This is a genomic window from Moraxella oblonga NBRC 102422 (assembly GCF_001598275.1).
Taxonomy (GTDB): Bacteria; Pseudomonadota; Gammaproteobacteria; order Pseudomonadales; family Moraxellaceae; genus Moraxella; species Moraxella oblonga.
In genome coordinates this window covers 35,453-48,155 of sequence record NZ_BCYQ01000010.1, presented here as the reverse complement: position 1 = coordinate 48,155, position 12,703 = coordinate 35,453, and the positions used below count along the sequence as shown (strand labels likewise).

20 protein-coding genes are annotated in these 12,703 nt (G+C 39.4%); 19 read left to right on the top strand and 1 reads right to left on the bottom strand.

Going from position 1 to position 12,703, the window contains the following annotated elements; all coding sequences use genetic code 11:
* Window positions 1–30: 30 nt before the first annotated feature.
* Entirely contained in the window at window positions 31–1,068 is a 1,038-nt protein-coding gene (locus tag MOB01S_RS03760; protein WP_066801802.1) for a rod shape-determining protein, read from the bottom strand.
* 316 nt (window positions 1,069–1,384) lie between these two features.
* On the opposite strand from MOB01S_RS03760, the gene gatC reads away from it, so the two are divergent.
* The 19 genes from gatC to MOB01S_RS03665 all read left to right on the top strand — a co-directional run bounded on the left by gatC (window position 1,385) and on the right by MOB01S_RS03665 (window position 12,669).
* A complete protein-coding gene (gatC, locus tag MOB01S_RS03755) occupies window positions 1,385–1,681 on the top strand; it encodes an Asp-tRNA(Asn)/Glu-tRNA(Gln) amidotransferase subunit GatC (RefSeq protein WP_084349605.1) in 297 nt (98 codons plus the stop codon).
* 28 nt (window positions 1,682–1,709) lie between these two features.
* A complete protein-coding gene (locus tag MOB01S_RS03750; RefSeq protein ID WP_066801800.1) occupies window positions 1,710–2,012 on the top strand; it encodes a DUF6881 domain-containing protein in 303 nt (100 codons plus the stop codon).
* 23 nt (window positions 2,013–2,035) lie between these two features.
* Complete coding sequence (gene gatA / locus MOB01S_RS03745) at window positions 2,036–3,514, top strand: Asp-tRNA(Asn)/Glu-tRNA(Gln) amidotransferase subunit GatA (protein WP_066801798.1); 1,479 nt, start codon at window positions 2,036–2,038, stop codon at window positions 3,512–3,514.
* Window positions 3,515–3,530: 16 nt separating this feature from the next.
* On the top strand, window positions 3,531–3,980 hold the full coding sequence (locus MOB01S_RS03740; RefSeq protein WP_066801795.1) for a hypothetical protein: 450 nt from the start codon (window positions 3,531–3,533) through the stop codon (window positions 3,978–3,980).
* A gap of 9 nt (window positions 3,981–3,989) precedes the next feature.
* Window positions 3,990–4,205, top strand: a complete 216-nt coding sequence (locus MOB01S_RS03735; RefSeq protein WP_066801794.1) for a hypothetical protein — start codon at window positions 3,990–3,992, stop codon at window positions 4,203–4,205.
* The gene (locus tag MOB01S_RS03730; RefSeq protein ID WP_084349604.1) at window positions 4,156–4,563 is read left to right on the top strand and encodes a type II toxin-antitoxin system VapC family toxin; all 408 of its coding nucleotides are present in this window, start codon (window positions 4,156–4,158) and stop codon (window positions 4,561–4,563) included. Before MOB01S_RS03735 ends, MOB01S_RS03730 begins: the two co-directional genes overlap by 50 nt.
* A gap of 8 nt (window positions 4,564–4,571) precedes the next feature.
* Window positions 4,572–5,075, top strand: coding sequence for a GNAT family N-acetyltransferase (locus MOB01S_RS03725; protein ID WP_066801786.1), 504 nt, complete (start codon window positions 4,572–4,574; stop codon window positions 5,073–5,075).
* 17 nt (window positions 5,076–5,092) lie between these two features.
* A complete protein-coding gene (locus tag MOB01S_RS03720; protein ID WP_066801785.1) occupies window positions 5,093–5,308 on the top strand; it encodes a hypothetical protein in 216 nt (71 codons plus the stop codon).
* Window positions 5,305–5,697, top strand: coding sequence for a type II toxin-antitoxin system VapC family toxin (locus tag MOB01S_RS03715; RefSeq protein WP_066801784.1), 393 nt, complete (start codon window positions 5,305–5,307; stop codon window positions 5,695–5,697). Before MOB01S_RS03720 ends, MOB01S_RS03715 begins: the two co-directional genes overlap by 4 nt.
* A gap of 12 nt (window positions 5,698–5,709) precedes the next feature.
* Entirely contained in the window at window positions 5,710–6,081 is a 372-nt protein-coding gene (locus tag MOB01S_RS03710) for a hypothetical protein (protein WP_066801783.1), read from the top strand.
* Entirely contained in the window at window positions 6,078–6,467 is a 390-nt protein-coding gene (locus tag MOB01S_RS03705) for a type II toxin-antitoxin system VapC family toxin (RefSeq protein WP_066801782.1), read from the top strand. Before MOB01S_RS03710 ends, MOB01S_RS03705 begins: the two co-directional genes overlap by 4 nt.
* Before the next feature lie 16 nt (window positions 6,468–6,483).
* The gene (gatB, locus tag MOB01S_RS03700) at window positions 6,484–7,953 is read left to right on the top strand and encodes an Asp-tRNA(Asn)/Glu-tRNA(Gln) amidotransferase subunit GatB (protein WP_066801781.1); all 1,470 of its coding nucleotides are present in this window, start codon (window positions 6,484–6,486) and stop codon (window positions 7,951–7,953) included.
* Between the two features lie 55 nt (window positions 7,954–8,008).
* Window positions 8,009–8,533: a hypothetical protein gene (locus MOB01S_RS03695; protein ID WP_066801779.1), complete on the top strand. Its 525-nt coding sequence runs from the start codon at window positions 8,009–8,011 to the stop codon at window positions 8,531–8,533.
* Between the two features lie 51 nt (window positions 8,534–8,584).
* On the top strand, window positions 8,585–9,382 hold the full coding sequence (locus tag MOB01S_RS03690) for a hypothetical protein (RefSeq protein WP_066801777.1): 798 nt from the start codon (window positions 8,585–8,587) through the stop codon (window positions 9,380–9,382).
* A gap of 332 nt (window positions 9,383–9,714) precedes the next feature.
* Window positions 9,715–10,503 carry a bifunctional phosphoribosyl-AMP cyclohydrolase/phosphoribosyl-ATP diphosphatase HisIE gene (gene hisIE / locus MOB01S_RS03685; RefSeq protein ID WP_439646416.1) on the top strand — a complete coding sequence of 263 codons (789 nt, stop codon included), beginning with the start codon at window positions 9,715–9,717 and terminating at the stop codon, window positions 10,501–10,503.
* A 175-nt stretch (window positions 10,504–10,678) separates the two neighbouring features.
* Window positions 10,679–10,891 (top strand): Sec-independent protein translocase subunit TatA, encoded by a 213-nt coding sequence (gene tatA / locus MOB01S_RS03680; protein WP_066801774.1) that lies wholly within the window; start codon window positions 10,679–10,681, stop codon window positions 10,889–10,891.
* An 11-nt stretch (window positions 10,892–10,902) separates the two neighbouring features.
* A complete protein-coding gene (locus MOB01S_RS03675) occupies window positions 10,903–11,370 on the top strand; it encodes a Sec-independent protein translocase subunit TatA/TatB (protein ID WP_066801773.1) in 468 nt (155 codons plus the stop codon).
* Window positions 11,367–12,131, top strand: coding sequence for a twin-arginine translocase subunit TatC (gene tatC, locus MOB01S_RS03670; RefSeq protein WP_066801772.1), 765 nt, complete (start codon window positions 11,367–11,369; stop codon window positions 12,129–12,131). The genes MOB01S_RS03675 and tatC overlap by 4 nt, the downstream gene beginning before the upstream one ends.
* Window positions 12,132–12,261: 130 nt before the next feature.
* On the top strand, window positions 12,262–12,669 hold the full coding sequence (locus MOB01S_RS03665; protein ID WP_066801771.1) for a hypothetical protein: 408 nt from the start codon (window positions 12,262–12,264) through the stop codon (window positions 12,667–12,669).
* Window positions 12,670–12,703 lie beyond the last annotated feature (34 nt).

Below are 12,703 nucleotides of genomic sequence, written 5' to 3'. Positions count from 1 at the left end.
ACCGCCATTGTGTTTGGTGTCATCATACTATCAAACAAATACCATGTTAAGTGATTTGTCATGAATAAAATCAAGTGCCTTACCACCACCACGAGACACACAAGTCAAGGGATCTTCGGCAACAAATACAGGCAAACCTGTTTCTTTTGAGATGAGCTTATCAAGCCCACGAAGCATCGCACCACCACCTGTCAAAACAATGCCATGTTCAGCAATGTCTGATGATAGCTCTGGTGGGGTTTGCTCCAATGCCTCTTTGACACCAGCAACAATCACCGCCACCGACTCTGCCAATGCTTCTTGGATTTCTTTGGCATTGACGGTAAATGTGTGAGGCATACCCTCTGCCATGCTACGCCCACGCACTTCTACTTCTAATTTACCCAGTTCTTTTTCATCATAAATGGCAGAACCAACCTCAATCTTGATACGCTCGGCGGTGGTTTCACCAATATAACAGCCATGATTTTTACGAACATGATTGATAACATCTTCGTCAAAGACATCACCACCAATACGCAAAGACTCTTTGTATACACAGCCAGACAACGCAATCACCGCAATCTCAGTCGTACCACCACCAATATCAACCACCATAGAGCCGCCCGCCTCATGCACAGGCAATCCTGCCCCAATCGCCGCCGCCATCGGCTCTTCCAACAGATGTACACTACCTGCCCCAGCAGAACGTACCGCCTCCTCGATGGCACGGCGTTCTACCAAAGTAGATTTGCATGGTACACAGACCACGACATTGGGGTCAGCCAAAAAGCGTTTGACTTTGACCTTTTTAATAAACTCTTTGAGCATGTGCTGAGTTACTTCAAAATCAGCAATTACGCCATCTCGTAAGGGACGAATGGCAGTGATATTTTCAGGAGTACGACCCAGCATTTGCTTGGCATCTAGACCCACTGCTGCCACCGTTTGATTTTGGGAGCGGTTATTGCGAAGTGCTACAACAGTCGGCTCATCAAGGACAATGCCCTTGCCGGGTGAATAAATCAACGTGTTTGCCGTGCCCAAATCAATGGCAATGTTGGTGGATAAAAATCTAAGCAAATTCATGAGTTCATGTTCCAATCAGGTCAGGCATTCATCATAACTTTTTTAAAAATTATCTGGTTAAAAATCATACAAATGCCAATATTTACAAAATTGCCATAAATTATACCATTTATAAAAAAAAAATCATGGCGATTTTGCAACAAAATGCACCATAATGGCAAAATTGTTAAAAAATCATGTCATTTTTACAAAGCGTTACCAAATTTTATCAATTTAGCAAGTTTTTTGGGCAATTTTCCCTCATCGTTTGCCGTGCGTATCCACCCAAAATATGATAGAATGGGGCGATTTGAATACTTATTTTTAGGAAATAATGATGAGCCTATCCCCCCAAGAACTTGCCAAAATCGCCAATCTGTCTCGCCTTGCGGTGGACGAAACTCAGTGCTGTGCTTATGCCGATAGCATTGGCAAGATTTTATCAATGATGGAAGTGTTATCGTCTGTGGATACCGATGACATCAAGCCTTTGACCAATGTCCACGATGGCGTGCAAGTGCTTCGCCCTGATGTGGTGGATTTAAATGGTTTGGCGGTCAATCGTGAATTAAATCAAGCGATTGCCCCTGCCGTGCAGGACGGATTATACCTTGTGCCACAAGTGATTGAATAATCGTCATTTTCTAATTTTGGAGTAATAAATGCGATACATCAAAACCGAATGGCTACACGATGATGACGATGAGTTTCCAAGCCTTTACTATTCATCTTTTGATGATAAGGGCGATGAAGTGCAACGCATTGAAGTGTTTACATCAGGCAAAATCTTGTACGCTGACCACACCAACCAAGAAGGAATTGATGAAACTTGGCTTTATAACACCACGATTGATGATGTGTTAGGTTGTGATGATGATAATGATGAATTTATTAACACCGAAATTAGCCAAAGTGAATTTGACAAGTTGTGGCAAAATCCCAACAACCCAAAATTTAAACCGTAAATTTTAAAATCAGAGAAAACAAAATGACCCAACTCCACACCCTATCCGTCCGTGAAATCGCTGACGGCTTACAAAACAAACAATTTAGCTCGGTGGAGCTGACAGAGCATTTTTTAAAGCGGATTGACACGCTGGATAAAGATATCAACAGCTTTATTACCGTAACGCCTGAATTGGCATTAAAAGAGGCTCGCCTTGCCGATGAGTTGCGTGCTAAGGGCGACACTCGCCCCCTACTTGGCGTGCCAATGGCTCACAAAGACAACCTTTGCACACAAGGCGTTTTGACCACTTGTGGTTCAAAAATGCTCTCAAACTTTGTCGCCCCTTACAATGCCACTTTGGTGGAAAATATTGCCAATGCTGGGTTTATTTCGCTTGGTAAGCTTAATATGGACGAATTTGCTATGGGGTCGGACAATGAAAGCTCCTACTTTGGGGCGGTGCATAACCCCTATGATTTAAGTCGTGTCTCTGGTGGTTCATCAGGTGGCTCGGCGGCGGCGGTCGCAAGCGGTCTTGTGCCTGTTGCTACTGGCTCGGATACAGGTGGGTCTATTCGTCAGCCAGCTTCATTTTGTGGCATTACAGGCATTAAGCCAACTTATGGGCGTGTTAGCCGTTTTGGTATGATTGCCTATGCGTCCAGCTTTGACCAAGCAGGGGTATTTGGGCGAACAGCACAAGACTGTGCCTATCTATTGCAGGCGATGAGTGGCTATGACCCCAAAGACAGTACAAGCGTAAACAAAGATGTGCCAAACTGGCTTGGCGAATTAGATAAAATAGATGGCGACAAACCGCTTACAGGGCTAAGAGTTGGCGTGCCAAAAGAGTATTTTGGCGAAGGCTTAAACAATGAAGTCAAAGCCGTCATTGAAAAATCCCTACAAACCTATGTGGAACTTGGGGCGACACTGGTGGACATCAATTTGACCGACCCCAAAATTACCCTTGCCACTTATTATCTGCTTGCCCCTGCCGAAGCCAGCTCCAATTTGTCAAGATTTGATGGCGTGCGTTATGGTTATCGCTGTGAAAACCCCAAGGATTTGCAAGATTTGTACACTCGTTCACGCAGTGAAGGTTTTGGGGCAGAAGTGCAACGCCGTATCTTGATGGGAACTTATGCCCTATCGGCAGGCTATTTTGATGCCTATTATGTCAAGGCTCAAAAGGTACGCCGTCTGGTGTTAAACGACTTTTTAAAAGCCTTTGAAAGTTGCGACCTGATTGCCACGCCCACCGCTCCGACCACCGCCTATCCGATTGGGGCAAGTTTGACCCCTGCCGAAATTTATTTGGGCGATGTTTATACCATTGGGGTTAATTTGGCAGGTTTGCCAAGTTTGTCGCATCCTGTGGGCTTTGTCGGCGGTTTGCCTGTGGGCTTGCAACTGATTGGCAAACATTGGGCGGAAAATACCCTATTAAACGCCACACACGCCTATCAAGGGGCGACAGCGTTTCATAAAGAATTATCGCCAATCGCTAAAAGCTAAAAAGGGCTAATTAAAAATGAGCGGATTAACCCATTATTTTACGGTGATTGCCAATAATGGCGACACTTTTATACATAATGACAATCCCAATAAAGCAACTATCCACGATGACATTATTCAATATCTAATGGATAGCTTAAACTGGATAACCGCCCTAGCTCACTGTGATACAGAACAGCCCATTCAAGGACTGTGTTATTATGGCATTACAGGGTTTAATCAATCGCTGATTACACCCTTTAAAAACTTAATCATCGCTTGGCGAGCGGTATTTGCCAATACCCCTGATCAGTTTATTTTAACAGGCAGTTATTTTACAATTGTGGGCAATGATAATTTTAAAGGCGATTATGAAAAAATCACCGTATGTCGTGATGAGTTATTGGCTCAATTAGATACATTGATTGGTTATTGTGTATTAGTAGAAAATGATAAAAATTTAATACTACTTCATAATGGCATCTAAGGAGTAATGATGTTAATAGAACTGCCACCCCATATTGAACAGCTGGTTATCGCCAAAGCTCAAAGTGAGCAATTAAGCGTTATAGAGTTGATTGAAAAATGGGCGAGTGAAAATAAAAAAGACGATGTGTTATTAACCGACTTTTTTAAAAAACAACCGCCCATAGAAGCATTTAATGGCATTGACCCTGTGGCATATCAAAGAGCAATGCGTGATGAGTGGTAAATATTTGCTTGATACTTGTGCGCTGATTGGTTTACAAAAACAAACACCTGAAAGTTTTAATTTATTATCACAAAAAGGGGTTTATTTATCTCAATGTGCCATCAGCGTCATTACTTATATTGAGTTTATTGGTTTTTATGGCGTGGATAATGAAACTTGTGAGCAATTAAAATACATTGCCAACCAATTCACACAATATCCACTTGATAATCCTATTCGCGATGAAGCAATCGCCATTCGCCAAAGGTATAAAATTAAATTGCCAGACGCCCTAATTTTGGCAACGGCAAAAACCCATCAATTAGCTTTATTGACACTTGATGATAAATTGATGAAATATTATCAATTATATACTTAGGAATAACAATGAGTATTCATATTGTCCGCACCGAACAAAAACATTCAGACGGAATGCAAAAACTGTATAGCAATCCTAGTGTTTTTGCTCAAACTTTGCACTTGCCAAGCCAATCAAACGATAATTGGAAAAAGTGGCTTAGCAATATTCCTGATAATGTCCATTCTTTTGTAGCGATTATCCAAAAAGACGATACCGACATTGTTGTTGGCAATATTGCTCTAAGAATTGAAACCAATGAACGGCGAAAGCATATTGGTAATTTTGTCATTGCAGTCTCTGATGAATTTCAAGGGCAAGGTATTGGCAAGGCGTTAATGACGACCATCATTGATTTGGCGGATAATTGGCTTAATTTAAAAAGGGTGGAATTAACTGTCTATACCGATAATGACAAAGCCATTAGCCTATATCAAAAATTTGGCTTTGTCATTGAAGGCGAACACAAAGCTTTTGCATTTAGAAATGGCGAGTTTGTGAGTGCCTATACAATGGCAAGAATTAAGGCTTGAGTTTTAAGGAAAGTATTATGCAAACGATTAGCTTTGAAGTAAACGACAATGAATACCAAGATTTTGTCAAAAAAATTGGTACAGATAATTTGGCATTATATTTTAAAAATTTCATCAGCGAATTTTCTCGCAACGATGAGATATATCCGCCTGCTTATCATCGTTTGGGCGGTGTTGTGCCATTTAAAATTCCAGAGAATTTTGATGATGAAATGACGGATTTTAGCCAATGAATTATTTGCTAGATACGCACATCGCTTTATGGCTTATTCAAAATCACGAAAAGTTAAATAAAGAAGCCAAAAGTATTTTGTTAAACCCACAAAATAAGATTTGGTTTAGTGTGGTTAATATTTGGGAAATGTCTATCAAACACAAAAAAGGCGATGCTCAAAAAGAAATCATAGAGCCAAATTTATTTTATCAATCGTTATTGGAAAGAAATTACAAGCAACTTGACATTAACGCTTATCACACCTTAGCGGTCAAAGATTTACCCTTAATCCATAAAGACCCTTTTGATAGAATGTTAATCGCCCAAGCAATGAGTGAAAACCTTATTTTAATGACGGCTGATGAAAAAATTGAGCAATATCCCAATCTAAATCTTTATATGATTTAAAAGGAAAACATTATGCAAACCCTTTCATTTTCTTTTCAAATAAGCGACAGTGTTTATCAAAATTTTACCGATAAAATTGGCAAAGAAAATGTGGCACGCTATTTTTTTAACTTTATCAATGATTATGGTAAAGACACAGAAAAATTACCGCCTGCTTATCAAAAAATTGGCGGTGCAAAACCTTTTTATATTCCAGACGATTTTGATGATGAAATGGATTTTAATGATTGGCTAGACGAAAACAGCCAAGATGCAAATGCAAGCCTAACCGTTACCCAAAGCAAGGGAGCATTTGATGATTTTTTTGGTGTATTAAAATCTGATAAATCCGTAAGCATTGAAGATATGGATAAGGCAATCAAAATGCGTGGCGGTCAATTATGATAGCAGTTGATACCAATATTTTGGTAAGATTGTTTGTTGATGAACCGTCCGCCCAAAAACAAATTAACCTTGTCAAAAATTTATTAAAAAATGAAACCCATATCTATATCAGTCAAATGGTGCAAATAGAACTGATATGGGTATTAGAAAGCAGTTATGATTTTAATAAAGAGCAGGTTATTGTTATTTTAGAAATTTTAAATAATAATGATAGCTTTATTTTGGAAAAAGCCAATCATTTTGAAACCGCTTTAAATTTATTTAAAAATGGCACAGCAGATTTTTCTGATTATTTAATTTTTGCCAATACCAATCATCACAATTATCCGTTTTGGACATTTGATAAAAAATTATCCAAAACACAAGGCGTAAATCAATTAACTTAAAATAAAGAGACCCATTATGACTACCCCAAACTTACTTATTGACGGCTATGAAGTTGTCATCGGCATTGAAATCCATTGCCAATTAAATACCGCCACCAAAATTTTCTCCCCTGCCAGTACCGAATTTGGGCAAGAACCCAACACACAGGCCAATATCATTGACCTTGCAATGCCGGGGGTGTTGCCAGTTTTGAATGCCGAGGTTGTTGAAAAGGCGGTCAAATTTGGCTTGGGTGTGAATGCCAAAATCGGTCAAATGAACGCCTTTGACCGCAAAAACTACTTCTATCCAGACTTACCCAAAGGCTATCAAACCAGCCAGATGGCACACCCCATCGTGGGCGAGGGCTATATTGACATTTTGGTGAACGCAGGGCAAAAAGATGAATACACCAAACGAATCGGTATCACCCGTGCCCACCTAGAAGAGGACGCTGGCAAATCGGTACACGATGCCGTCCCCCAGATGACAGGCGTGGATTTAAACCGTGCTGGCACACCGCTCATTGAGATTGTTTCAGAGCCAGACATTCACTCGGCGGACGAAGCGGTCGCCTATGTCAAGACCATTCACGAGCTGGTTACTTGGCTTGGCATTAGCGATGCGATTATGGCGGAAGGCTCATTTCGTGCCGACATCAATGTCTCGGTGCATAAGCCAAACACCCCCTTTGGCACTCGCTGTGAACTCAAAAATCTAAACTCATTTCGCTTTATTGAACGGGCGATTAAATCAGAGATTGAACGCCAAATTGACTTGATTGAGGACGGCGGACAAGTCGTGCAAGCCACTCGCCTGTATGACCCCCAAAAAGATGAAACACGGGCAATGCGAACCAAAGAAGAAGCCAATGACTATCGCTATTTTCCTTGCCCTGACCTATTGCCTGTCATTATTTCTGATGAGTCGTTGCAAAGCATTAAAGATAAAATGCCAGAATTGCCAAGTGTGCGAAAAGAACGCTTTGTAAGTGAATTTGGCTTATCCAACTATGACGCCAATGTATTAAATGGCAGTCGTGAATTGTCCGATTATTTCTTAGAAGTGGTAGAAAAAGTTGGTAAAAATAATGCCAAAATCGGGGCTAACTGGATTATGGGCGATTTATTGGGTTCACTCAATAAAAACGAACTGACCATTGATAAATCTCCCATCAATGCCGAACGCTTGGCAGGCTTAATTCTTCGTATTTTGGATAATACCATTAGCGGTAAAATCGCCAAAGAAGTCTTTAATTATCTTTGGGAATCTGATAAAAGTGCCGATGAGATTATCAATGAAAAAGGTTTAAAACAAGAAACCGATACAGGGGCGATTGAGGCGATTATTAAAGAAGTCCTTGCTAATAATCAAGCAATGGTGGACGAATATAAAGGCGGAAAAGAAAAAGCCTTTAATGGACTGGTCGGACAAGTAATGAAAGCCAGTAAAGGAAAAGCCAATCCAGCACAAGTCAATGAATTGTTGAAGAAGTTGATTGGTTGATAAAATAAGCCCCAAATATCGGTTGGTGTTTGGGGTTTTATTTATAGGAATAACGATGATTGATATTACAAAAGTTACTCAGCATTTTAAGAAACCAGAACTCCATCTTTCAGAAAGTTTTTTAAAACTATATTGCTACAATGAGATAACACATTATCCAGATGGTTATGTTATTTATTGTCAAATGAATTGCTATCGTTTTGATTTAGAAACCAACATTTATCTTATTCTTAAATCTTGTGAAAACTTTTTGCAATCATTACCCACTTGGTTTGATTATTATAGATTTAAGGAAGGTTACCCATTAAAATTAAGCAATCACATCAATGAAGCCATTCAAGAAATTCAAAATGCAGAAAATCAAACCAACAATCATCATTTGTTACAACAAATTTTAAATGGGCAACTAGAAAAACTAAATGAAGTTGATAAAATTTACACCTTTGAATTAAACCGAGAAAAATTTAGAAGTGCTATTTTAGACCAAATACAAGACCCGATTGACGAATTATCCAAATTGACATTTTGGATAGATAAAGATGAAAATATTCATTTTTTATGGGTGCGAGAAAGTAGGTAGTAAAACTGGTGCGTTGTACGCACCTTACCACCAAAAAATATAAGGATAAAAATGGGATATAATGCTTTTGTACATTGTCGCTGTTTTCAAGACGGTAAAATTCCACGCCCTTATTTTGCCGATTATATTTGTTATGATTATGATGAAGATGGTTTAACCCTATGTTTGCCAAATGACATAAAAAATAATAAAGACAAAGTAATCAAGATAGAAAACGATTTTTATTATGATTGGCTTGAAAATGGCTGTGAGCACAGGGGAATGTATTTGGTAAACGAATGGATTGGCAATATTTCGGCAATGAGCGAATTTCGCCAATTTGTTGCCAATCATTCAAATATTTACCCTACTTTACACCAATATTTACCAACTGTGAATGGCGGAACAGTACCAGCTCATTTGGCAAAAAATTTACTACAAGAATTAACCCACATTCAAAACCGAAAAGACACCAGCGAAAAAATCGTTTTAAAAGAAGTAGGAAAAGATGACTATATTACCCATACGCACATCAATACTCAAACACTTTTTATTTTGACTTCAAAACCAACTTATTATTTTTATCTTGGCAATCGTGGGTTTTTTATTGGCGATAGTCAAGATTATCTTGTTTTTGAAAGTTTGCATTTTTATCAAGAAAAATTAGGTAATAATCAGTTTATATTTACCGATATTAAAACTGGCAAAAATTTTCATTGTCATTATGGTATTGTTGATAAATCAAAAAGTGAGTTTATTGTTAATAAAGAACAAGTTTTAATTTCTGAAGATTTTACTTATATTGTTACGCCCTTAATCAAGGTTGCCAAAGCATCCATTGAAACAGGCAATCCCATTCATTGGGGATAATAAATAAAATCACAACCCCTTATCAACCCTTACCAATACCATTTAACTAATTTTATTAAAAAATGACAAAGATAAATTATTTTTTAAAATAATTTCCCTATACTTTAAATCAAATAAAAAGGCATTGGCATATCAAACATCATCACATGAATCATAATTTATATTTAACCCCAATGAGTTTGATAAGTTGTCAATTAATCCATCAAAATTTAACAGTTGCCAATGATCGTTTCTATGTTGATAAAATGGGGTATTTGTTGATGAGTTTTTAATCATTTAAAAACCTAAACGCCTCATTTTATGCTACAATAACCAAAAATTTGGAGCTGATGATGAGTTATCTTGACACCCTAAAATTTGACAAAGACGGACTAATTCCTGCCATTGCCCAAGACCGTGATACAGGGCAGATTTTGATGATGGCATGGCAAAACCGTGAAGCGATTGAGCTGACGGTCAAAACAGGTCATGCAGTGTATTTTAGTCGCTCTCGTGGCAAGTTGTGGCACAAAGGTGAAACCAGTGGACACACCCAAATCGTCCACGACATTTATACCGATTGCGACAAAGATGTCATTGTGCTACACATCACCCAAATCGGTGGCATCGCTTGTCATACAGGTCGCCAATCCTGCTTTTATGAACGCCTAGACACACAAGCACAAGATTGGGTGTCAGTTGCCCCTGTCATCAAAGACCCAGATGAGATTTATGGACAAAACAACCCAAGCTCTCACACCCAACCCAAACCAACCCAAAGCCATATTTTGGGTGAACTTGATAAAATTCTCACCGAACGTAAATCTGCCAACAAAGACAGCTCTTATGTCGCCAGCCTCTACCACAAAGGACTCAACAAAATCCTAGAAAAAGTCGGCGAAGAAGCCACCGAAACCATCATTTCCGCCAAAGAGCTAGAACTAGTACGCAGTCGTGGCGACAACGACACAGATGCCAAAGCAGACTTGGTATATGAGGTTGCAGACGTGTGGTTTCATAGCCTTGTGGCATTACATCACTTAGGATTATCTAGCAATGATGTGTTAAATGAGTTGGCACGGCGTTTTGGATTGTCTGGTATTGATGAAAAATTAAGCCGAACCCCCATACAAACAGATTAATTTTAGATTACTTTATTGGGTTTTTATGTTAAACTAATACTCTCTCATCTTGTTCTCTGTACAATCCACTGATTGATTCTAAAATAATAGAACAATACAATCAGAACAAACCTATTATTGATAAATCAAAATTGTGGATTTAGAGATATTGTTTATTGATTTTGAAAGGTAAATTATGGGCAGTTTTTCAGTCGCACATTGGCTAATCCTATTGGTGGTGGTAGTGGTCATTTTTGGCACAAGCAAACTTAAAAATGCAGGTAAAGATATAGGGCAAGCCGTCAAAGGCTTCAAAGATGCCGTCAAAGACGAAGAAAAGCCCGCTCTTAGCCAAGCTCAAGAAATCAAAGTTGAAGAAGTTAAAGTCAAAAAAGATGAAACGGTTTGATTTAATCCACCATGTTTAATCTTGGGTTGTTTGAGCTAGGACTGTTTGGCATCATCGCACTTATCATTTTAGGTCCTGAAAAACTCATCATCACTGCACGCACACTCGGCAAATGGTACGGTCAGTTTCGCCGTATGTCTGCACGACTACAAAGTGAGCTTGTGAGCGAGCTTGAACTCACCGAATTGCAAAATGAATTACAAGCCCAAATTGCTGAAATTCGTGCTTCCGAAGCCAAAATGAGGGCTCAAGTACAAGAATTGCAAACCAAGATTGAACAAGCCGAGCATGAAGCACGTACCAGCCAAAATGCCCTGCTATCAGATTGGCAAAACACACAAAATGGCGACACACCTACCCTACCCATGACCAACCAATTTTTTCTGCTTGGCGATTACGACAAAAAACGTCGCCTACCACCCGCCCCTTTTATGCCCAATTATAAAGCAGACCAACTTTTATACCAAACAAACAAATGAATCATCTACCCACCCCCAAAACAGATAAAGACGGCGATATGCCACTCATGGCACATTTTGCCGAGTTACGCACACGCTTTATCCGCATACTTATGGGTATTTTGGTGGTGTTTTTGCCCTTGATGTATTTTAGTCGCCCATTATATGACATCATCTCCAATCCGTTGGTGTCCCTTTTACCAAACAACGCCAGCCTTATCGCCACTCAAGTAACTTCTGGGTTTTTAGCCCCCATCAAACTCGCCTTTTTTGTGGCGATTTTTATTTGTGTACCTCTCATCATCGGTCAGCTTTGGGGCTTTATTTCACCTGCACTTTACAAACACGAAAAAAAAACCGTCATTCCCCTATTATTATCAGCCATTATTTTATTTTATGTGGGCGTGGCATTTGCTTATTTTGTCGTTCTGATTCCAGCCCTTAAATTTTTGGTGTTATTTGCCCCTGATAACGTCCTGCCCATGACCGATATTGATAGCTATCTTGATTTTGTTGTTAAGCTATTTTTGGTATTTGGGCTTATGTTTGAAATCCCAGTTGCTACTTTATTATTGGTACTGATGAAAATCGTCAGTCCCCAATGGCTCGCCGATAAACGCAGATACATCATTGTGGGTTGTTTTTTTGTATCCGCCATCATCACACCCCCAGACGGAGCCAGCATGCTCATGCTTGCCATACCAATGTGTATTTTGTTTGAATTTGGATTGCTTATGGCAAAAACTTTGGTCAAACCAACCATACCAAACCATGAATCCTGATGGTATTTTGTCGGAAAAACACACCGCCCAAGCCTTTTTTAGCAAATTATCTTGCCAAGATTGATAAAATTGTTTATATTAGTGTAAAATTGTCGCCAAAATTTGGTGGTACACCTGCTAAGGATTTATTATGAAAATCAAACACACTCTTATTGCCCTACTTGCAACCGCCATCATCGGTACTCAGGCTCACGCTGCCGTTGAAGTTGATGAAGCAGACTTTGGACCGACCTACGCCACCGTAGCAGCCGATGTGGCTTTGGTTAAGCCATTTCAAGTTGTAAAAGCTGTAACTGGCACCGCCATTCACTTGATTGGTTTGCCATTTTCGTTGGCATCGGGCAGTGCAGAAAGCTCTGCCAACTTGCTTGTTCGCCAACCTTGGGAAGACCTAAAACGTTGTGTGGGCTGTACTGGTGCTTATGATGATTATATCAATAGTCAAAACATGAGTCCAAATGAAACTCGCTTTACTGTTGATGGTCCTGCCGAAATCATCATTCAAGGTAGCCAAAATGTTGTGGTAAATCCCCAGTAATTCACCCCATAAAAAGCCCATTTATCGCTTGGTA